Genomic DNA, 18,246 nt, shown 5'->3' on the forward strand with positions numbered 1-18,246 from the left:
AAAGATCGCAGGCTGCGCCAGCTCCTACAAGGCTGCGATATTTTGGAAAAACCCAAACGCCAGAAAGCACAAAGGGGAGCCGAAGCTCCCCTTTAATTTTGTCGTTGCGCGTGCTCTTTTTTTATTATTGAGGGGCGGTCTGTTTTTGTTTTTGGAAACCGTGACCCTTTACCGCTGTTTTTGTCGATCCCCATCCGGGATCAAGAGCAAACGTATTTTTTTGAGCGCTGATCTACTTTTTCGCTAAGCGATCCAACCAGTTCGGGAGCTACCTGAAGGTAGTTTTATTGTTCTCTGCCCGGTTGCGGGTTACTCCGAAAAGCACCCTGAAAAGCACATCCTCTCCAAAAAAATCTGTTAGCTGCGTCTCTGCCGTGTTGTTTTTGTTATGTCAGAGTCGTTACGTCTTATTTTTATTAGGTTTGCCGCTTTTTTTGTTCTTGTTATGCAATAGAGATAGCAGAAGCCGTGCCAACTTTTAAAAAGCCTTTAAAATCAACGTATTAAGTTTTTATCGGATTTTTCGTCCAGTAAAAACCCGACAATTTGTTTCCGTGTTACTCGCTTGCGCCCCACGTTTCAGACGCAGCGGTAACACCCGGACACATCCGCGCACTCACTGTGCGCTACGAGCCTTGGCCACGCGCGAACCGGTCGCGCGCCCCAGCACCGTGCAAATCTGCTGACCCGCCAGAATCAAGGCGTCCAGGTCGATACCGGTTTCGATACCTAGGCCGTTGAGCAGGTAAACCACGTCTTCGGTGGCGACGTTACCGCTGGCGCCCTTGGCGTACGGGCAGCCGCCGAGGCCGGCGATGGAGCTGTCAAACACCGAGATGCCTTCCAGCAGACTGGCGTAGATGTTGGTCATGGCCTGGCCATAGGTATCGTGGAAGTGCCCGGCCAGTTTTTCACGGGGTACGTCGGCCGACACCACGTCGAACATCTTGCGGGTCGCGCCAGCGGTGCCGGTGCCGATGGTGTCGCCCAAGGAAACTTCATAGCAGCCCATGGCGTAGAGCTCGCGAGCGACTCGAGCGACTTGTGCAGGCGCAACGTTACCTTCGTAAGGGCAGCCCAGCACGCAGGACACGTAACCGCGCACGCTGATCCCGTGTAGCCTGGCGGCGTCCATGATCGGAACGAAACGCTCCAGGCTTTCGCTGATCGAGCAATTGATGTTGCGCTGGGAAAACGATTCCGACGCGGCGGCGAAGACCGCGACTTCCTTGACCCCGGCCGCAATGGCGTCTTCAAACCCGCGTAGGTTGGGGGCGAGTGCACCATAAGTCACGCCAGGCTTGCGCTGGATCTGCGCGAAGACGTCGGCGGAACCGGCCATTTGCGGTACCCATTTGGGCGACACAAAACTGCCGACTTCTATATAGCCGAGGCCAGCGGCGGTCAGCGCGTCGACCAGTTGCACCTTGTCCGCAACGCTGATGGGTTGGGCTTCGTTTTGCAGACCGTCGCGTGGGCCGACTTCGACCAGGCGTACGTGAGTGGGGAGGGACATGGGATTCGACCTGTGCTGATTGTCTGAATACTCGGAGAACCCTGTGGGAGTGAGCTTGCTCCCACAGGGGATTGTGTTGACCTACTGAACCGTCTGCTGGTTTTTGATGGTCTGTTCCAGCGCCTGGGTGCACCGCTCCTGCGCGGTGTCCAGTTCCAGCTTCATCTGTTCGATGTCGAGCATTTGCTGCTCGAGCTGTTCACGACGTTCGGCGATTTTGGTCAGCATGGTTTGCAGCTGTTTCTGATTGCCGCCGGTGGGGTCGTAGAGTTCGATCAACTCGCGGCATTCGGCCAGGGAGAAACCAATGCGCTTGCCCCGCAGGATCAGCTTCAGGCTGACCTTGTCACGGGGCGAGTAGATGCGTTCCTGGCCGCGTCGCTCGGGGCTGAGCAGGCCTTGCTCTTCATAAAAGCGAATGGCCCGGGTGGTGATGTCGAGCTCGCGGGCGAGGTCGGAAATGCTATAGGTCTGGCTGCTCATGGAAGCGCTCGAAAAAGGTCATGGCGCTAAGCTAATGGCAGGTTGACGTTTACGTCAAGGCCGAAAAGATCGCAGCCTTCGGCAGCTCCTACAGGGGAACTCAAATGCCATGTAGGAGCTGCCGAAGGCTGCGATCTTTTGATCTTTGTTCAACCCGGCTGTTTGTCGAGCTTCTTCTCATGTGCCGTCACCTGCTGGCACAACTCGATCATCTGCTCGCGCATCCAGCGGTTGGCCGGGTCCTGGTCGGTGCTTTCGTGCCAATAGAGGTGGGTTTCTACCGGTGGCACATCGTTGACCGGCAGGTTCACCGAGTACAAATCATGGCGACGGGCAAAGCGTTCCGGCACGGTCATGACCATGTCGGTCTGCTGCAACACCTGGGATGCCATTAAGTAGTGCTGAGATCGCAGGGCGATCTTGCGCTGGATGCCCATTTTGCCCAAGGCCAGGTCGACATGGCCCAGACCGCTGCGGCGACTGGAGATATGGATGTGGGTCAGCGACAGGTAATCGTCGAGGGTGAACTTTTCTTTGCCCGCCAGCGGATGGCCCTTGCGCATGGCGCACACGTAACGGTCTTCCATCAACTTGACGTGGCGCACTTGCGGGTCAGTGTTGAGGGGGGCATCGACGGCGAAATCAAGGCGCCCGGCCGCCAGCTCCTTGGTGGTTTCGCGGCGCTTGGACAGGAAGCTTTCGATGATCACCGTCGGCGCCAGGCGCCGCAGGCGCTGGAACAGTGCTGGCAGGATCACCGCTTCGGTGAGGTCGGTCATGCTGATGCGGTAGGTCTTGACCGCCTGCAACGGGTTGAAAATACGGCTTTCCTGCACCGACACCCGCAGCAGGGAGAGGGCGTTGCGCACCGGCCCGATAATGTTCTGCGCCATGGGCGTCGGGACCATGCCCTGAGCGGTACGCACGAACAATGGATCATTGAAGGTCTCGCGCAGACGGGCCAGAGCGTTCGAGACCGCCGGTTGAGTAATGCCGACAATCTGCCCTGCACGGGTCAGGTTGGCTTCGGTGTAGATCGCGTCGAAGACGATGAAAAGGTTGAGGTCGACCTTGCTCAGATTCATTGCGCTGCACTCTTATTGTTGGGCTCTCGATCAGCCGATCATATATCGGTGATGAATGTTAATACACGCCGAGAATAGGCTAGGTAAATTTTCGTAGCTGTTCTAGCATCGATTGCATGACCTGAACAACTCATCAAAACCCTCCGTTAAAAGGTAGAGCTGCCCATGGATTTCGCTTATTCGCCCAAGGTGCAAGAACTGCGTGAGCGCGTGACCGCGTTCATGGACACCTACGTTTATCCCGCCGAAGCGGTGTTCGAGCGCCAGGTCGCCGAGGGCGATCGCTGGCAGCCGACCGCAATCATGGAGGAGCTCAAACTCAAGGCCAAGGCTGAAGGTTTGTGGAATTTGTTTCTGCCTGAGTCCGAACTCGGCGCCGGCCTGACCAACCTCGAATACGCGCCGTTGGCAGAAATCATGGGCCGTTCGCTGCTGGGCCCCGAGCCGTTCAACTGCTCCGCGCCCGACACCGGCAACATGGAAGTGCTGGTGCGCTACGCCAATGAAGAACAGAAGCAACGCTGGCTCGAACCGTTGCTGCGCGGCGAGATCCGCTCGGCGTTCGCCATGACTGAACCGGACGTGGCCTCGTCCGACGCCACCAACATGGCCGCCCGCGCCGTGCGTGATGGCGACGAGTGGGTGATCAACGGCAAAAAATGGTGGACTTCAGGTGCCTGCGATCCACGCTGCAAGATTCTGATCTTCATGGGCCTGAGCGATCCTGACGCGCCGCGTCATGCGCAGCACTCGATGATTCTGGTGCCGGTGGATGCCCCGGGCGTGAAGATCGTTCGTCCGCTGCCAGTGTTCGGTTACGACGACGCACCCCACGGCCACGCCGAAGTGCTGTTCGAAAACGTCCGCGTGCCGTACGAAAACGTCCTGTTGGGCGAAGGCCGCGGCTTCGAAATTGCTCAGGGTCGCCTTGGCCCAGGTCGGATTCACCACTGCATGCGTTCAATCGGCATGGCCGAACGTGCATTGGAACTGATGTGCAAACGGGCGGTAACCCGTACTGCGTTCGGTAAACCTTTGGCACGTCTGGGCGGCAACATCGACAAAATCGCCGATTCGCGGATGGAAATCGACATGGCGCGCCTGCTGACGTTGAAAGCGGCGTACATGATGGACACCGTCGGCAACAAGATTGCGAAAAGCGAAATCGCTCAGATCAAGGTTGTCGCACCGAACGTGGCCTTGCGGGTGATCGACCGGGCGATCCAGATCCATGGCGGGGCAGGGGTGTCCAACGATTTCCCACTGGCCTACATGTATGCGATGCAACGCACCCTGCGCCTGGCCGACGGCCCGGACGAAGTGCACCGCGCGGCGATCGGCAAGTTCGAGATCGGCAAGTACGTGCCTAAAGAAATGATGCGCAGCAGCCACTGATAATGTGGGAGCGAGCAAGCTCGCTCCCACAGGTTCGGTTCGTCAGTCGACCATTGGCAACCCGTAGAAAGCTCGCGCACACGCCGTGCTGTGAGCCGCCAGATCTTCCTCGCTCTCCCCGCGATGCAACGCCACTTCCCGCAACACTTCGGTCAGATACGCCGGTTCGTTGCGACCATTCTTCGGCTTGGGTCGCAGACTGCGCGGTAACAGATACGGCGCATCGCTCTCCAGCATTAACCGTCCCCGCTTGATCTCTTTCACCAACGGATGCAGGTGCGTACCCCGGCGCTCATCACAAATCCAGCCGGTGATACCGATGTGCAAATCCAGATCGAGGTAACTGAACAGCGCCTTCTTTTCGCCAGTGAAGCAATGCACCACGGCGGCCGGCAACTGATCACGGTAATCGCGAAGGATCTCCAGCAAGCGCTGACTGGCATCGCGCTCGTGGAGGAACACCGGCAATTGCAGCTCGACCGCCATCGCCAGATGCTCTTCGAGGACTTTTTCCTGCTGCGGGCGCGGCGAGAAATCACGATTGAAATCCAGCCCGCATTCACCGACCGCCACGACGTTCGGCTCCTTGAGCAAACTGCGCAGACGTTGGGCGCTGTCGGCGTTCCAGTCGCTGGCGCAGTGGGGATGAATGCCGGCAGTGGCGAACAGCCGTTGAGCCGTTTCGTCCAGTTGCCGGCACAGTTCCAGCGCCTGCTCGCTGCCCTCGACACTGGTGCCGGTGAGCACCAATTGGCAGACCCCGGCAGCGTAGGCGCGGTCGAGTACAGCCTGGTGTTTGTCGGCAAAACTGGGGTTGGTCAGGTTGACGCCGATATCGATGAGTTGCATGGTGCTACCTCGGACCAAAGGCCGGAAAGCATATCAGAGCTGTAGATTTATAAGAAAAGCCAAGAACTACAACGAGTTATAGCTGTCTCTTGATGCCGCGAGACAGGTCAGGGTGGCTTGGGTGCCATCACTGTGCCAGTCTTTCGCACTTTGCCAGCGCTCACGGCGCTCTGTTTCTGTCGTTCGATTTCATGAAAATTCTTGAAGTCGGCCCAGTATTCTTTCTGGAGAGTGGATGACACGTCCCTCGGTTTTGCTACTGCTGTGTTGTTCGTTGCTGCTGCCGATGCCGGCGGTTGCACGTCTGGCCGGGCCGCTACAAGCCGTGCCTGCGACCAAAGCGCGCGACTTGGCGGAAATCCGCAGCAGTCGTGTGTTGCGGGTGCTGGTCAACCAGAGCCGCAACAGCTCCGGCGAAGTTCAGGGCCAGGCCATCGGTGTTGAATACCACCGCTTGCGTGCCTTCGAGCAGTACCTCAACGGTCACGCCCGTGACGGTCAGGAAATTACCCTCAAGATCATTCCCAAGGGCAAGGATCAACTGATCGGTGCTTTGCAGCGCGGCGAGGGTGATCTGGTCGCGCCGGGGGAACTGCTGGACCTGCAACCGGGCCACGCGGTCAGCACCAGTGAACCGATTGCCAGCAACATCCCGTTGATATTGGTCGGGATCAAAGGCGAGCGACGTTACACCCGTCTCGAACAACTCTCTGGCAAGACCCTGGCGCTGCCCACCGGCAGTGCCGCCGGGGACGCGGTCAGCCAGATCAATCAAAAGCTCGCGCTGCTTAAACTGCCACCGGTGACAATCGAGTGGGTCGATCCCAGTCTGGCGGTCGAGGACGTGCTGGAGATGGTCCAGGGCGGAATCTTTCACCTGACGATCGTCGAGCAACCCATTGCCGAACGCTGGGGCAAGATTCTGCCCAAATTGCGTTTCGATCGGCAGGTGCTCATCAGTGAGCCGGGCGAAGAATTTTGGTTCGTGCGCCGCGACGCCTCAATGTTGCGGGCGAGCATTGATCGCTTCCTGACCGGTTACAAAAAACCATCGGATCAGGATGCCGCGTTCCTGCGGATCTATCGACGTCTGTATCAAGTGCACTATCCATTGGCCAAGGCTGATCGGCAGCGCCTCGAGAAACTTCGACCGGTGCTGCAGAAACACGCTGAAGCCCAAGGCATGGACTGGTTGAATCTCGCGGCCCTGGCGTTCAAGGAATCGGCCCTGCAACCCAACGCCCGCAGTGGCAGCGGCCCTACCGGCCTGATGCAGATCACCCCGTCCGCCGCCCAGCGGGTGGGAGTCAACAACATTCAGAATCTCGACGCCAATGTGCAGGCCGGGGCGAAGTACCTGGCGATGATCCGCCGCAAGTTCTTTGCCAGCCCCAAACTCAACGAGCGCGAGCGCATGGCGTTCGTGCTGGCGGCCTACAACATGGGGCCGGAGCGGGTACAGGGCATGCGTGCCGAGGCTCGTCGGCGCGGTTTGAATCCCAATCAGTGGTTCTTCCAGGTCGAACGCATCGCCATGGAGCAGGTGGGAATGGGCGCCGTCAGCTATGTTAATAGCGTGAACAAGTATTACCTGGCGTTCGATCGGGAGCGGGAGTCGTTGGAGCCCCAAGGGCAGAAAGTTGCCTCACGCAAATAATCGAATAAACTGATTGTAATGGCGCATTAATTGCGCTTTTAACATGAAATTTACTGATTAATATAGCGGCCAACCAACACACACTGACAACGGATGACACAGCATGAGCACACTGATCAACAAGGTACTGTTTACCCGCGCTGGCTACGGCCTGACTGTCTTGCGGATCTTCGTCGGCATCGTCTTCGCTGCCCACGGCTCGCAGAAACTTTTCGGGGCGTTCGGTGGTTACGGTCTGGCCGGAACCGCGCAGTACATGGAAAGCATCGGCCTGGCGCCGGGCTATCTGATGGCGACGCTGGCGGGCGGTACCGAGTTCTTCGCCGGTCTGGCATTGATCATTGGCTTGCTGGTTCGCCCGGCAGCCCTCGGCCTGGCCTTCCTCTCGCTGGTGGCAATCTTCTCGGTGCACCTTCCTAACGGACTGTTCATGGCCAACAACGGTTATGAATTCGCCCTGGCCCTGCTCGGTGGCAGCATCGCGGTGCTGATCGAAGGCGCCGGCAAGCTCTCGGCTGACCGCGCTATCGCTGGCTGACCGCTCTGGCTCAATGAAAAGGCCCGCATTGCGCGGGCCTTTTTGTTGCTCGTCATTCTTGACACTGTCCGGTCAGCTTCTCTAGGATGCTGCCCATGCGCCGATTTAAACAGCTACTTGCGGGGCGCCAGGTGACTCATTCAGTTGCCGATAGAAGCTTGAAACAGGCTTCGAAATACCGCTAAAGCGCTGGTTCGGTGTTGCCTCTCACCTGCCATGCAGACTTTTGAGGCAGAGACACGACACAATGAATGCACTAAGCCCTGTTATACGCCCCGCGCCGATCACGGCACACCTCACCCAGCGCAATCCAAAAATCCTGCTTGGCGGCAAACATCAGCCGACACTTTTGCGTTATCTCGATGGCTGGCCACGTCGCACCGGTGGGCCTGCGGCCTTCCTGATCCAGTTTGTCGAAGAGGGTGAATCGCTGGCTCGATTTGCCAGCGACAGTTTCGATCTGGCGGTGATTCAATCGCCCAGCCTCGAGGACGCGCCTGAAGTGATCAAGCAGCTGACGCGCGTTGCCCGACAGGGACTGATTACCCGACGTTGAGGCTCAGCCGCGCTGGGGCTCAAAGATAGTCGATCGCCACGATATACACGCACTGCTCACCGGTCGGTGTCTGGACCCGAACCTCGGCGTCCAGCGCCTTGCCGATCAGGGCGCGGGCCAGCGGCGAATCGATGCTGATCAGACCTTGTTTCAAGTCCAGCTCATCTGGCCCGACGATGCGATAGCGCGACTCTTTGCCGTCCTCGTCTTCAATCGTGACCCAGGCGCCAAAATAGACCTTGTTCGGATCGCTCGGTTTTTCGCTGACGACTTTGAGCGCTTCCAGTCGCTTGGTGAGAAAACGTACGCGACTGTCGATCTCTCGCAGCATCTTTTTGCCGTAGGTGTATTCGGCGTTTTCCGAGCGATCGCCCTGTGCTGCGGCCTCGCTGACTGACTGTGTCACCTGCGGCCGCCGAACATGCCAGAGCTCATGAAACTCGGCCCGCATCCGCGCTTCACCTTCGGGGGTGATCAGCGCGGTGCCAGCGGTGCGGGGAGGGCGATAACGGCTCATGGCAACTTCTTGTGGTAGAGAGAGCTTGAGTCTATCAACCCTCGCGCAAGACTGTCAGGGGGCTGGCGTTCAGCGCACGGCGCGTACCAAACACACCGGCTCCCCCGATTAGCACCGCACCGATCAGTGGCAGCACCAACAACCACGGATGCGGGTGCCACGGCAGGTCGAAGGCGTAGCGGTAGAGCACCATACTCACCAGTTCCGAACCCAGCGCTGCCAACAATCCGCTGACCGCCCCCAGCAAACCGAACTCGATCCGCCGGGCCTTGACCAACAGTTGCCGCTCGGCCCCCAGCGCTCGCAACAAGGCGCCTTGGCGAATGCGTTCATCGAGCGTCGCTTGCAAGCCTGAAAACAACACCGCCATCCCGGCCGCCAACACGAACAACAGCACGTATTCCACCGCCAGGGTGACTTGGGCGAGGATGCTGCGCAGCTGTTCGAGCAAGGCTTCGACTTGCAAGATGGTCACCGCCGGGAAGGCTCGCGACAGATCCACGATCTGCTGATCATGTCCGGCCGCCAGATAAAAACTGGTCAGGTAGGTCGCCGGCAGATCCTTCAGTGTGCCGGGCTGGAAGATCATGAAGAAGTTAGGCTGGAAGTTGTCCCAGTTGATGTCCCGCAGGCTGGTGACTTTCGCTTCGCGATTGACGCCACCCACGGTAAACACCATGTGATCGCCGAGCTTGAGCTTCAGGCTTTCGGCGACTTTGCCTTCCACCGATACGCCGGGAATTTCGTCCGGCGTCTGTTCGGCCCACCAGTTACCCGCCGTGAGTTTGTTGCCCGCCGGCAAATCCGCCGCCCAGGTCAGGCTCAGGTCGCGCTGGATCGCTCGATCACCGGCCGAATCCTTGCTGACGATTTCCCGTACCGGCTCGCCGTTGATGCTGATCAGTCGCCCCGGCACCACCGGGTACAGCGGCGCCGATTGCGCCGACAATTCGATCAGGCGATCGGTGAACGCCTGTTTGTCCGCCGGCAGGATGTTCAGCGCGAAATAGTTGGGCGCGTTTTTCGGTAGCTGGTTCTGCCAGGTGTCCAGCAACTCGCCGCGCAGCAATGCGATCAGCGCCATGGACAGCAGAATCAACCCGAAGGCCAGGGATTGCCCCGCGGCCGCCAGTGGATGACGCAGCAATTGGCCCAGCCCGAGGCGCCACGGCAAAGAGGCGCGCGCCAGCATTCGGCGCAGACTCTTCAGAAGCAGCAACAGCAAGCCGCCAAGGATCAGCGCTGCGATCACGCCACCGCCGAGCAGGGCGAACGTTAGCAGCAGGTCCAGGCTCAGGCGCCACATGATCAGCCCGAGGGCGCCCAATGCCGCGCCGTAAACCATCCAGGTGCTGGAAGGAATCGGCAGCATGTCCCGACGCAATACCCGCAATGGCGGAACCCGGCCCAGTGCCGCCAGTGGCGGCAAGGCAAAACCGGCCAGCGCCACCAGTCCGGTTCCAATCCCGGCAATGGCAGGAAACAGACCGCCCGGTGGAACGTCGGTGGGTAATAAATCATGCAGCAGCGCGAACAGACCCAGTTGTGCGAACCAGCCGATCAGCGCGCCGCTGATGCTGGCGAGCAGTCCGAGCACCGTCAGTTGCAAACTGAACAGCACCATGGTTTCCCGTCGGGACAGCCCCAGGCAACGCAGCAATGCACTGGCATCGAACCGGCGGGTGGCGAAGCGCGTCGCCGACAGCGCTACCGCCACACCCGACAGCAGAACAGCCACCAGACTGGCCATGTTCAAGTAACGCTCGGCCTTGCCCAAGGCGCCGCCGATCTGTCGGTTGCCATCACGGGCATCCTGCAAACGCTGGTTGGCGGCCAGGCCGGGTTTGATCAATTGACGATAGGTTTCCAGCGCCTCGGCTTTACCGCGCCAGAGTTCGCGGTAACTGACCCGACTGCCGGGTTGCACCACGCCGGTCGCGGCGAGGTCGCTGAGGTTGATCAGCACGCGCGGCGTGAGGCTGTAGAAGTTGCCGGCACGGTCCGGTTCGTAGGTCAGCACTCGCGCCAGTTTGAGGGTTCGAATGCCGACGTCGATGCTGTCGCCGATCTTCAGGTCCAGCGCGGTCAGCAGTCGTGCTTCGACCCAGGCTTCACCGGGTTTCGGTCCGCCACCGGGTTCTTCCGGGGCGAAGGGCGCCGGGGCGCTTTTCAGTTCGCCACGCAGCGGATAAACGTCGTCGGCCGCCTTGATGCTGGACAGCTGAATGCCGTTGTCAGTGGCGATGACGCTGGAGAATTCCACCACCTGAGCGTGTTCGAGGCCCAGCTCCGTGCCGCTTTTAATTTGTTCGGGCCGTGCCGGTGAACTGCCTTCGAGCAACAGGTCGGCACCGAGAAACTCGGTGGCGCGCAGCATCATGGCACCGTTCAGGCGGGCGCCGAAGTAACCGATGGCGGTACTCGCCGCCACGGCCACCAACAAGGCGAAGAACAACACGCGCAACTCACCGGCGCGGGCGTCGCGCAGCAGTTGGCGGATGGCGAGACTGAACAGGCGCAACAGCGGCAGGCGTGCCATCAAACCTCCAGAGGCGGGACGAGCAGGCCGGCGTCAAGGCGGATCAGGCGCCGGCAGCGATGTGCCAGGCGTTCATCGTGGGTCACCAGCACCAGGGTCGTGCCACGTTCCTGATTGAGTTCGAACAGCAGATCGCTGATGCGCTCGCCGGTATGGCTGTCGAGGTTGCCGGTGGGTTCGTCGGCGAACAGCACATCGGGTTCGGCGGCAAAGGCTCGGGCAATGGCCACGCGCTGCTGTTCTCCGCCGGAGAGCTGGCGGGGCGAATGGGTCAGGCGTTGACCCAGCCCGACGCGTTGCAGCAGTTCGGTGGCGCGCTCACGGGCGTCCTTGCGCCCATCGAGTTCCAGCGGCAGCATGACGTTTTCCAGGGCGTTGAGGCTGTCCAGCAGCTGGAATGATTGAAAGACAAAACCCACATGTTCGGCGCGGATGCGCGCCCGTTGGTCTTCATCGAGATTGCTCAGGGCTTGACCAGCGAGCGTGACTTCACCGCTGCTCGGCAGATCGAGACCGGCGAGCAGGCCCAGAAGGGTGGATTTGCCGGAACCGGAGGCACCGACGATGGCCAGACTGTCGCCCTTGTTCAGTTTCAGGCTGAGTTCGTGCAGGATGGTCAGTTCACCTTCCGCGCTGGGAACCACTTTGCTGAGGTTCTTCGCGGTGAGAATGCTTGCGCCCATGGAGAATCCGATGCGTGTGTGGTTTTTGAGTGCTGGCCTGGCCTTGATGTGCATGGCCCAGAACGCAGCGGCGGGTACAGTCCTGATCGTTGGCGATAGTATCAGCGCGGGTTTCGGGCTGGATACCCAGTTGGGATGGGTCACCCTGCTTGAGCAACGGCTCAAGCGCGAAGGTTTCGACGATAAGGTGGTCAACGCGTCCATCAGCGGCGACACCAGTGCCGGAGGCCAGGCGCGCCTGCCCGCGCTGCTTGCAGAGCATAAGCCGGAGTTGGTAATCCTCGAGTTGGGCGGCAACGATGGCCTGCGTGGATTGCTCCCAACGCAATTGCAACAAAACCTTGCAGCAATGATCGACAGCTCCCGCGCCAGTGGCGCCAAGGTGCTGCTGCTCGGCATGCAATTGCCACCCAACTACGGCGTTCGTTATACCGAGGCCTTCGCGAAGGTCTTCAGCACGCTGGCCAACGAGAAAAAGATCCCGCTGGTGCCGTTTTTTCTCGAAGGCGTGGGCGGTCATCCGGACTTGATGCAAGCCGACGGCTTGCACCCGACTGTCGGGGCTCAGGGCAAGTTGCTGGAAAATGTCTGGCCGACGCTGAAACCGCTGCTTTGACGCTTTTCTAGTGGCGGTGTTTCGGCTAAGGTGGCGCCCCCGATTTGGAGCCCCCGATGCCACGTCCTGCCTGGTCCCTTTTTGCCTACCAACTGATCGAGCCTGACGAACAGCTGGATCTGTTCGCCTGCCAGGAAGTGCGGGTACATCTGGTGACCCGTCAGCTGGAGCTGGGCGGCTCGGCGGACCGGACCTTGTGTGGCAGCCTGCTGCCAGCCCAACCGCGCTGGTCGAGCGTCGACCGCCGAGTGTTCCAGGACCAGCGCCTGTGCTCGCTGTGCCGGGCCATTCTGGAATCGCAAAAACGCGGCACATCGCCGATCTGGCCGGAACTGCGTTTCGAGCTTTAGATCTCGATAGATTGCTTGCTATCGGTCAACTCCCCGATTTTCCAGATGCCGGTGTACAATCCCGTTTTTATACCCTTGTCGATCATGCGAAGGATTTTCCGGATGTTGCCGCGCTTTCCTGCCGTCACCCGCTACCTGTCTCTCGCCGCCCTCTGTGTGGCGGGTCCCGTAGCAGCATTGGAGCTGCCCCTGCCACCGCCCGGTGAAGACATCATCGGTCAGGTCCAGGTGATCAAGGCCAAGTACGAAGATACCTTCGCCGACCTTGGCACCACCTACGATCTGGGTTATTCGGAAATGGTCGCGGCCAACCCTGGCGTCGATCCATGGCTGCCGGGCGCTGGCACCGAAGTGGTGCTGCCGACGCGTTTCATCCTGCCACCAGGCCCGCGTGAAGGCATCGTCATCAACCTGGCCGAGTACCGCCTCTATTACTTCCCGAAAGGCCGGAACGTGGTGTACACCTTCCCGCTGGGTATCGGCCGTGAAGGCTGGGGCTCGCCGATTGCCCATACCAGCATCACCGCCAAGACGCCGAACCCGACCTGGACCCCTCCAGCGTCGATCAAGGCCGAGCACGCCGCCGATGGCGATCCGCTGCCGAACGTGGTGCCGGCCGGCCCGGACAACCCGCTGGGGCCGTTCAAGTTCACGCTGGGCACGCCGGGCTACCTGATCCACGGTTCGAACAAGAAGTTCGGCATCGGCATGCGCACCAGTCATGGTTGCTTCCGCATGTTCAATAACAACGTGCTGGAAATGGCGGGCATGGTGCCGGTAGGCACGTCGGTGCGCATTATCAGCGACCCGTACAAGTTCGGTGTCAGTGGCGGCAAGGTGTATCTGGAAGCGCACACTCCGCTGGACGACAAAGGCAACCCTTCTGTGGTCGACAAACACACCGCGGTGATCAACGCGATGCTCAAGCGTGAGGACATCACCAACAACCTGCGCATGAACTGGGACGTGGTCCGCGACGTGGTTGCCGCCGAAGATGGTCTGCCGGTGGAAATCGGAGTGCCGAATTCCTCGGCGCCGATGGTGACGAGTGCGCCGATCGACCCGTTGCAGTAATGCTTGAAAGGAACCCGCCGATGCTGACCGCGTCGGCGGGTTTTTTATTGCCGGTAGGAAATGGCGGGCAATAAAAAAGCCGACCCAAAATATGGGTCGGCTTGATAACAATCCCGAAGGATTATTACTTGCGGCTAGCTTTGTCCAGCATGCGCAGAGCACGCTCGTTAGCTTCGTCAGCAGTCTGTTGTGCTTTTTGAGCAGCAGCCAGAGCTTCATCAGCTTTACGGTAAGCTTCGTCTGCACGAGCCTGGGAGCGAGCTGCTGCGTCTTCAGTAGCGGTCAGACGTGCTTCGGTTTCTTTCGATACGCTGCTGCAACCGGTAGCCAGAACTGCGGCCAGAGCCAGAGCAGAGAATTTCAGAACGTTGTTCATCGTGTTCCCCTTCAAGGACTTTCTATTAAGTTAGCTGTCTCCTCAGAGTGAGGAAATAGCCGGCGTACATACTACCCATTACTTGTCGTAAGTAAACTGACGTAAAGCAGGAAGCCAAAAAAATTGTAGGCGTTGATTCTTTTTCGAGCAACTTTTAACTGCATTGTTTAAAAAATATCCAGCTGGGAGGCCCGAGCTGAGCGAGCCGCCGAAGGAAAAGTTCCGCGCGCTCACAGCTCTTTTCCGAGTCTTGGCTAAAGTCTGTCTAGATGGATTCGTCCACACTTTTGTTCGGATTTTGCGTGGCGCCTCTCATATCTTTCTCCATGTTCAGGTGACTTTAACAAAGGGCGCTCGTCTTAAGTCTCAACATCCGGCAATGTTCAGGCTGTCGGCCTTAAGATATCTTGGTCGAGCCGTCTCTGCGTAACCCGGAGCAGCACCCCCGCCACCAGCGTGATGACGAGCGTACCTTGAGCATTTTTGCCTAATGGTGCCTACTATTTGATACGTGCTCGGTTGCGCGAGATTGGTGCAGTTCTTCTCGGTGTCCATTCAGGCACGGGGTGGCGTAGATGTTCCTTCGCCGGAAAAACATCGGTAAGGTAGGGGTCAGAATTCCAGACCCGCGAGGAGTAGTGATGAGCGAGGCGTTGTCCATCCACCATGACCAGGCTGGTCATCAGTTCGAGACCAATGTGGACGGTCATCGTGCCTACCTGACCTATATGGATCTGGGGAAACAGACCCTGGATATCTATCGCACCTTTGTGCCCAACGCGCTGCGTGGTCGCGGCATTGCGGCAGCCTTGACCGAGAAGGCGTTGGAGTACGCTGAAGAAATGGGTTACACCGTCATTCCATCGTGTTCCTACGTGGAACGCTACATGGAGCGCCACCAGCGGCATGCAGCCAAGCTGAGCCAGTAACCTTTCACAGAATCGAACGCATAAAAAAACGCCGGGTCCAGCCCGGCGTTTTTTTGTGCGGCGAAAAGTGATCAGCTGCGATCGCGTTTCGGCAGTACGTCCTTGAGCTTGGCATGCATGCTGCGCAAGGTGTTTTCGGTGGCGGACCAGTCGATGCAGGCATCGGTGATCGACACGCCGTATTGCAGGTCGGCGAGGTCTTTCGGGATCGCCTGGCAGCCCCAGTTCAGGTGACTTTCGACCATCAGGCCGATGATCGACTGGTTGCCTTCGAGGATCTGGTTGGCGACGTTCTCCATCACCAGCGGTTGCAAGGCCGGGTCCTTGTTGGAGTTGGCGTGGCTGCAATCGACCATGATGTTCGGCTTGATCTTCGCTTTGTTCAGCGCTTGCTCGCAGAGCGCGACGCTGACCGAATCGTAGTTCGGCTTGCCGTTGCCACCGCGCAGTACCACGTGACCATAGGCATTGCCCTTGGTGGTGACGATCGACACGCCACCTTCCTGGTTGATGCCCAGGAAGCGGTGAGGGCTGGAAACCGATTGCAGGGCGTTGATAGCGACCGTCAAGCCGCCGTCGGTGCCGTTCTTGAAGCCGACTGCCGAGGACAGGCCGGAGGCCATTTCACGGTGAGTCTGGGATTCGGTGGTGCGCGCACCAATGGCCGACCAGCTGATCAGGTCCTGCAAGTACTGCGGGGAGATCGGGTCGAGGGCTTCAGTTGCGGTCGGCAGGCCCATCTCGGCCAGGTCCAGCAACAATTTACGACCGATGTGCAGACCGTCCTGAATCTTGAAGGAGTCGTCCAGGTACGGATCGTTGATCAAGCCTTTCCAGCCGACGGTGGTGCGTGGCTTCTCGAAATACACGCGCATGACCAGATACAGGGTATCGGACACTTCTGCCGCAAGCGCCTTCAGGCGCTCGGCGTATTCGTGGGCAGCCTTGATGTCGTGGATCGAGCAAGGCCCGATGACAACAAACAGGCGGTGGTCGGTGCCATCAAGAATGTTGCGAATGACTTCGCGGCCTTTGGTGACAGTGCGCAGGGCAGCGTCGCTCAAAGGGATATCACGCTTGAGCTGATCGGGAGTGATCAGCGTCTCGTTGGAGGCGACGTTTAGGTCGTTGATCGGTAAATCAGCCATCGTTTACTCGTCAGGTCACGGGTGCCGGCCGCCAGCGAACCCGCGCGGCGGAGCACAGCAAATTAAGCGCGTCGGGGAGCAGAACCTTAGCGCGTTACACCGTGGCTCGACAATGGGCAGACACCGGTTTAATCCAGCACAACCTGCGCAAATGCCCTGCGAACCGTGTCGTGAGAGAACTCGTCGGCATGCTCCTGGACCCATTCGAGGGCCAGGGCCTGAGTTTCCTGCAGATCGTCATGCGCGTCATGCAGGCGGCAGTAACGTTCGATCTGGCACACCTGCTCGCCCATCCGGGCACTGAACATCATCTGTTCGTCAACAAAGGCAATGCCTACCAGATAGCCGCGCTTGCGTCGCAGGCACCAGGCGACATAGCCCAGAAAACGCATGTCGGGGTTCAAGGTCGGCATGCGAACTTCCAGCGCCGTACCGTGGCGCCACGCCCGGTGATAATTGCAAGCCATGCCCCCGAGGCTGATAGTGTGCAGCTGTTGCCGTGAAATACACTCAGGTTTGAGCAACGTTAATTCAACGGGCACATCGTCAGGGTGAGGAATAAAACGTCCCATGAACACGGACTCCATGTGTCGGCCATCTGACATTGTTCCACCCAGTATAGTGGTCGAATTGGAACTGACTGATTTCGACGCCGACCAACGGCTGCTGGCGATGAGCGGTGTGTCGCTGGTCATTTTCACCAGCGTCGGCTGCGCCAGTTGCCGTTTTGCCCGTGAGCAATTGCCACGACTCGATCTGGACGTCGATCGGCTGTGCTGGATTGATGCCGGGAACAATGGCGGGGTGGTCGAGCGTTATCAGGTTTTTTATTTGCCGGCGCTGTTTGTGGTGCGCGACGGTGAATTCTTCGGGGCACTAAAATCGCGCCTGACCCGCACCGAGCTCAATGAAGCTTTGGGTCAGGCGTTGAGTCGAATTGCAGAGGAGTTGCCATGATGGGGGCAGTGACCAAACCGACAATCGGTATTATCGGAACCGGCGCGATCGGCGGTTTCTACGGGTTGATGCTGGCGCGTGCCGGCTTCGATGTGCATTTTCTGTTGCGCAGTGAGTTTTCGGCGGTGGCCGAACGCGGGTTGAAGCTCGACAGTGCGGTGCATGGAGCGCTGACGTTGAATCCGGTTCAGGCATATTCGACGGCCGAAGACATGCCGCCCTGTGACTGGTTGCTGGTGGGCGCGAAAACCACCAGTAACGCGCAGCTGGCGCCAGCGATCATTCAAGCGGCTGCGTCCGGTGCGAAAGTGCTGCTGATGCAAAATGGCCTGGACGTTGAAGACAGTCTGCGAGCGTTGCTCCCTGATTCGCTGCACGTGCTCGGTGGGCTCTGCTATATCTGCGTTCATCGCGACGGACCAGGCGTCATCACCCATCAGGCGCTCGGCGCGGTGAATGTTGGCTATCACAGTGGCCCTGCAGCTGATGAGCAGGCGCGCATGGCGATTGTCGAGGAGGGCGCCGGGCTGTTTCGCACCGCCGGCATCGATTCCCAAGCCATGGCGAACCTGCATCAGGCGCGCTGGCAAAAACTGGTCTGGAATATCCCCTACAACGGTCTGTCGGTTCTGCTCGGGGCAAGCACAACGCCGTTGATGGCCGATGCCGACAGTCGGGAACTGATCAAGGCTCTGATGGCGGAAGTGGTTCAGGGAGCAATCGCCTGCGGTCACGACGTACCGGCCGGTTATGCCGATCATCTGTTCATGGTGACCGAGAAAATGCCGGACTATTGGCCGAGCATGTACCACGATTTTCTGCAAAAACGACCGCTTGAGCTGGACGCGATTTACGCCCGGCCACTGGCGGCAGCCAAGGCCGCAGGGTGCGAGTTGCCGCGAATCGAAGCCTTGTATCGCAGTTTGAGTTTTGTCGATCGACGTAACACCTGAGTCGATCATCCTGAGGGGGAAGGGC

At 59.2% G+C, this 18,246-nt stretch carries 20 protein-coding genes; 10 read left to right on the forward strand and 10 right to left on the reverse strand.

Annotation, left to right across the window (positions count from 1 at the left end; all coding sequences use genetic code 11):
• Positions 1 to 616 precede the first annotated feature (616 nt).
• The 3 genes from ACA059_RS10295 to ACA059_RS10305 all read right to left on the reverse strand — a co-directional run bounded on the left by ACA059_RS10295 (position 617) and on the right by ACA059_RS10305 (position 3,084).
• Complete coding sequence (locus ACA059_RS10295) at positions 617 to 1,516, reverse strand: hydroxymethylglutaryl-CoA lyase (protein WP_497633703.1); 900 nt, start codon at positions 1,514 to 1,516, stop codon at positions 617 to 619.
• A gap of 81 nt (positions 1,517 to 1,597) precedes the next feature.
• The gene (locus ACA059_RS10300) at positions 1,598 to 1,999 is read right to left on the reverse strand and encodes a MerR family transcriptional regulator (RefSeq protein WP_056740306.1); all 402 of its coding nucleotides are present in this window, start codon (positions 1,997 to 1,999) and stop codon (positions 1,598 to 1,600) included.
• A gap of 149 nt (positions 2,000 to 2,148) precedes the next feature.
• Entirely contained in the window at positions 2,149 to 3,084 is a 936-nt protein-coding gene (locus tag ACA059_RS10305; RefSeq protein WP_497633704.1) for a LysR family transcriptional regulator, read from the reverse strand.
• Between the two features lie 165 nt (positions 3,085 to 3,249).
• On the opposite strand from ACA059_RS10305, the gene ACA059_RS10310 reads away from it, so the two are divergent.
• Positions 3,250 to 4,479 (forward strand): acyl-CoA dehydrogenase, encoded by a 1,230-nt coding sequence (locus ACA059_RS10310; RefSeq protein ID WP_033057213.1) that lies wholly within the window; start codon positions 3,250 to 3,252, stop codon positions 4,477 to 4,479.
• A gap of 42 nt (positions 4,480 to 4,521) precedes the next feature.
• Here ACA059_RS10310 and ACA059_RS10315 read toward each other — a convergent pair whose 3' ends face one another.
• Positions 4,522 to 5,328: a TatD family hydrolase gene (locus ACA059_RS10315; protein ID WP_347803610.1), complete on the reverse strand. Its 807-nt coding sequence runs from the start codon at positions 5,326 to 5,328 to the stop codon at positions 4,522 to 4,524.
• A 235-nt stretch (positions 5,329 to 5,563) separates the two neighbouring features.
• Here ACA059_RS10315 and ACA059_RS10320 point away from each other — a divergent pair, with 235 nt between their 5' ends.
• The 3 genes from ACA059_RS10320 to ACA059_RS10330 all read left to right on the forward strand — a co-directional run bounded on the left by ACA059_RS10320 (position 5,564) and on the right by ACA059_RS10330 (position 8,079).
• Complete coding sequence (locus ACA059_RS10320; RefSeq protein ID WP_497633705.1) at positions 5,564 to 6,985, forward strand: MltF family protein; 1,422 nt, start codon at positions 5,564 to 5,566, stop codon at positions 6,983 to 6,985.
• 103 nt (positions 6,986 to 7,088) lie between these two features.
• The gene (locus ACA059_RS10325; protein WP_497633706.1) at positions 7,089 to 7,523 is read left to right on the forward strand and encodes a DoxX family protein; all 435 of its coding nucleotides are present in this window, start codon (positions 7,089 to 7,091) and stop codon (positions 7,521 to 7,523) included.
• A gap of 247 nt (positions 7,524 to 7,770) precedes the next feature.
• Positions 7,771 to 8,079: a hypothetical protein gene (locus ACA059_RS10330; protein ID WP_046056997.1), complete on the forward strand. Its 309-nt coding sequence runs from the start codon at positions 7,771 to 7,773 to the stop codon at positions 8,077 to 8,079.
• Positions 8,080 to 8,098: 19 nt separating this feature from the next.
• Here ACA059_RS10330 and greB read toward each other — a convergent pair whose 3' ends face one another.
• Genes greB through ACA059_RS10345 form a run of 3 tightly spaced genes read right to left on the reverse strand, consistent with a single transcriptional unit; the run spans position 8,099 to position 11,818 of the window.
• Positions 8,099 to 8,596 (reverse strand): transcription elongation factor GreB, encoded by a 498-nt coding sequence (gene greB, locus ACA059_RS10335; RefSeq protein ID WP_008148506.1) that lies wholly within the window; start codon positions 8,594 to 8,596, stop codon positions 8,099 to 8,101.
• A gap of 34 nt (positions 8,597 to 8,630) precedes the next feature.
• Positions 8,631 to 11,135, reverse strand: a complete 2,505-nt coding sequence (locus ACA059_RS10340) for an ABC transporter permease (RefSeq protein WP_497633707.1) — start codon at positions 11,133 to 11,135, stop codon at positions 8,631 to 8,633.
• Positions 11,135 to 11,818: an ABC transporter ATP-binding protein gene (locus ACA059_RS10345; protein ID WP_008148510.1), complete on the reverse strand. Its 684-nt coding sequence runs from the start codon at positions 11,816 to 11,818 to the stop codon at positions 11,135 to 11,137. Before ACA059_RS10345 ends, ACA059_RS10340 begins: the two co-directional genes overlap by 1 nt.
• Positions 11,819 to 11,828: 10 nt before the next feature.
• Here ACA059_RS10345 and ACA059_RS10350 point away from each other — a divergent pair, with 10 nt between their 5' ends.
• The 3 genes from ACA059_RS10350 (at position 11,829) to ACA059_RS10360 (ending at position 13,858) form a co-directional block, all read left to right on the forward strand.
• Positions 11,829 to 12,434 (forward strand): arylesterase, encoded by a 606-nt coding sequence (locus ACA059_RS10350; RefSeq protein ID WP_497633708.1) that lies wholly within the window; start codon positions 11,829 to 11,831, stop codon positions 12,432 to 12,434.
• A 56-nt stretch (positions 12,435 to 12,490) separates the two neighbouring features.
• Complete coding sequence (locus ACA059_RS10355) at positions 12,491 to 12,784, forward strand: hypothetical protein (protein ID WP_003226812.1); 294 nt, start codon at positions 12,491 to 12,493, stop codon at positions 12,782 to 12,784.
• 102 nt (positions 12,785 to 12,886) lie between these two features.
• The gene (locus tag ACA059_RS10360) at positions 12,887 to 13,858 is read left to right on the forward strand and encodes a L,D-transpeptidase family protein (protein ID WP_283180932.1); all 972 of its coding nucleotides are present in this window, start codon (positions 12,887 to 12,889) and stop codon (positions 13,856 to 13,858) included.
• 124 nt (positions 13,859 to 13,982) lie between these two features.
• Here ACA059_RS10360 and oprI read toward each other — a convergent pair whose 3' ends face one another.
• Positions 13,983 to 14,234, reverse strand: a complete 252-nt coding sequence (gene oprI / locus ACA059_RS10365) for an outer membrane lipoprotei OprI (protein ID WP_002553018.1) — start codon at positions 14,232 to 14,234, stop codon at positions 13,983 to 13,985.
• Positions 14,235 to 14,875: 641 nt separating this feature from the next.
• On the opposite strand from oprI, the gene ACA059_RS10370 reads away from it, so the two are divergent.
• Positions 14,876 to 15,163 carry a GNAT family N-acetyltransferase gene (locus ACA059_RS10370; RefSeq protein WP_008057026.1) on the forward strand — a complete coding sequence of 96 codons (288 nt, stop codon included), beginning with the start codon at positions 14,876 to 14,878 and terminating at the stop codon, positions 15,161 to 15,163.
• Between the two features lie 71 nt (positions 15,164 to 15,234).
• Here the strand turns inward: ACA059_RS10370 and ACA059_RS10375 are convergent, their stop codons facing one another.
• Both ACA059_RS10375 and ACA059_RS10380 read right to left on the reverse strand, forming a co-directional pair.
• On the reverse strand, positions 15,235 to 16,311 hold the full coding sequence (locus ACA059_RS10375; protein ID WP_149629382.1) for a 3-deoxy-7-phosphoheptulonate synthase: 1,077 nt from the start codon (positions 16,309 to 16,311) through the stop codon (positions 15,235 to 15,237).
• A gap of 128 nt (positions 16,312 to 16,439) precedes the next feature.
• Entirely contained in the window at positions 16,440 to 16,883 is a 444-nt protein-coding gene (locus ACA059_RS10380; RefSeq protein WP_497633709.1) for a PilZ domain-containing protein, read from the reverse strand.
• On the opposite strand from ACA059_RS10380, the gene ACA059_RS10385 reads away from it, so the two are divergent.
• Together ACA059_RS10385 and ACA059_RS10390 are read left to right on the forward strand one after the other, a co-directional pair.
• Positions 16,882 to 17,268 carry a thioredoxin family protein gene (locus tag ACA059_RS10385; RefSeq protein ID WP_497633710.1) on the forward strand — a complete coding sequence of 129 codons (387 nt, stop codon included), beginning with the start codon at positions 16,882 to 16,884 and terminating at the stop codon, positions 17,266 to 17,268. The two genes, ACA059_RS10380 and ACA059_RS10385, sit on opposite strands and share 2 nt — an antisense overlap.
• Positions 17,265 to 18,221 (forward strand): putative 2-dehydropantoate 2-reductase, encoded by a 957-nt coding sequence (locus tag ACA059_RS10390; RefSeq protein WP_497633711.1) that lies wholly within the window; start codon positions 17,265 to 17,267, stop codon positions 18,219 to 18,221. Before ACA059_RS10385 ends, ACA059_RS10390 begins: the two co-directional genes overlap by 4 nt.
• The last annotated feature ends 25 nt before the right edge of the window (positions 18,222 to 18,246 follow it).

It is taken from the genome of Pseudomonas sp. LBUM1647 (assembly GCF_059716175.1).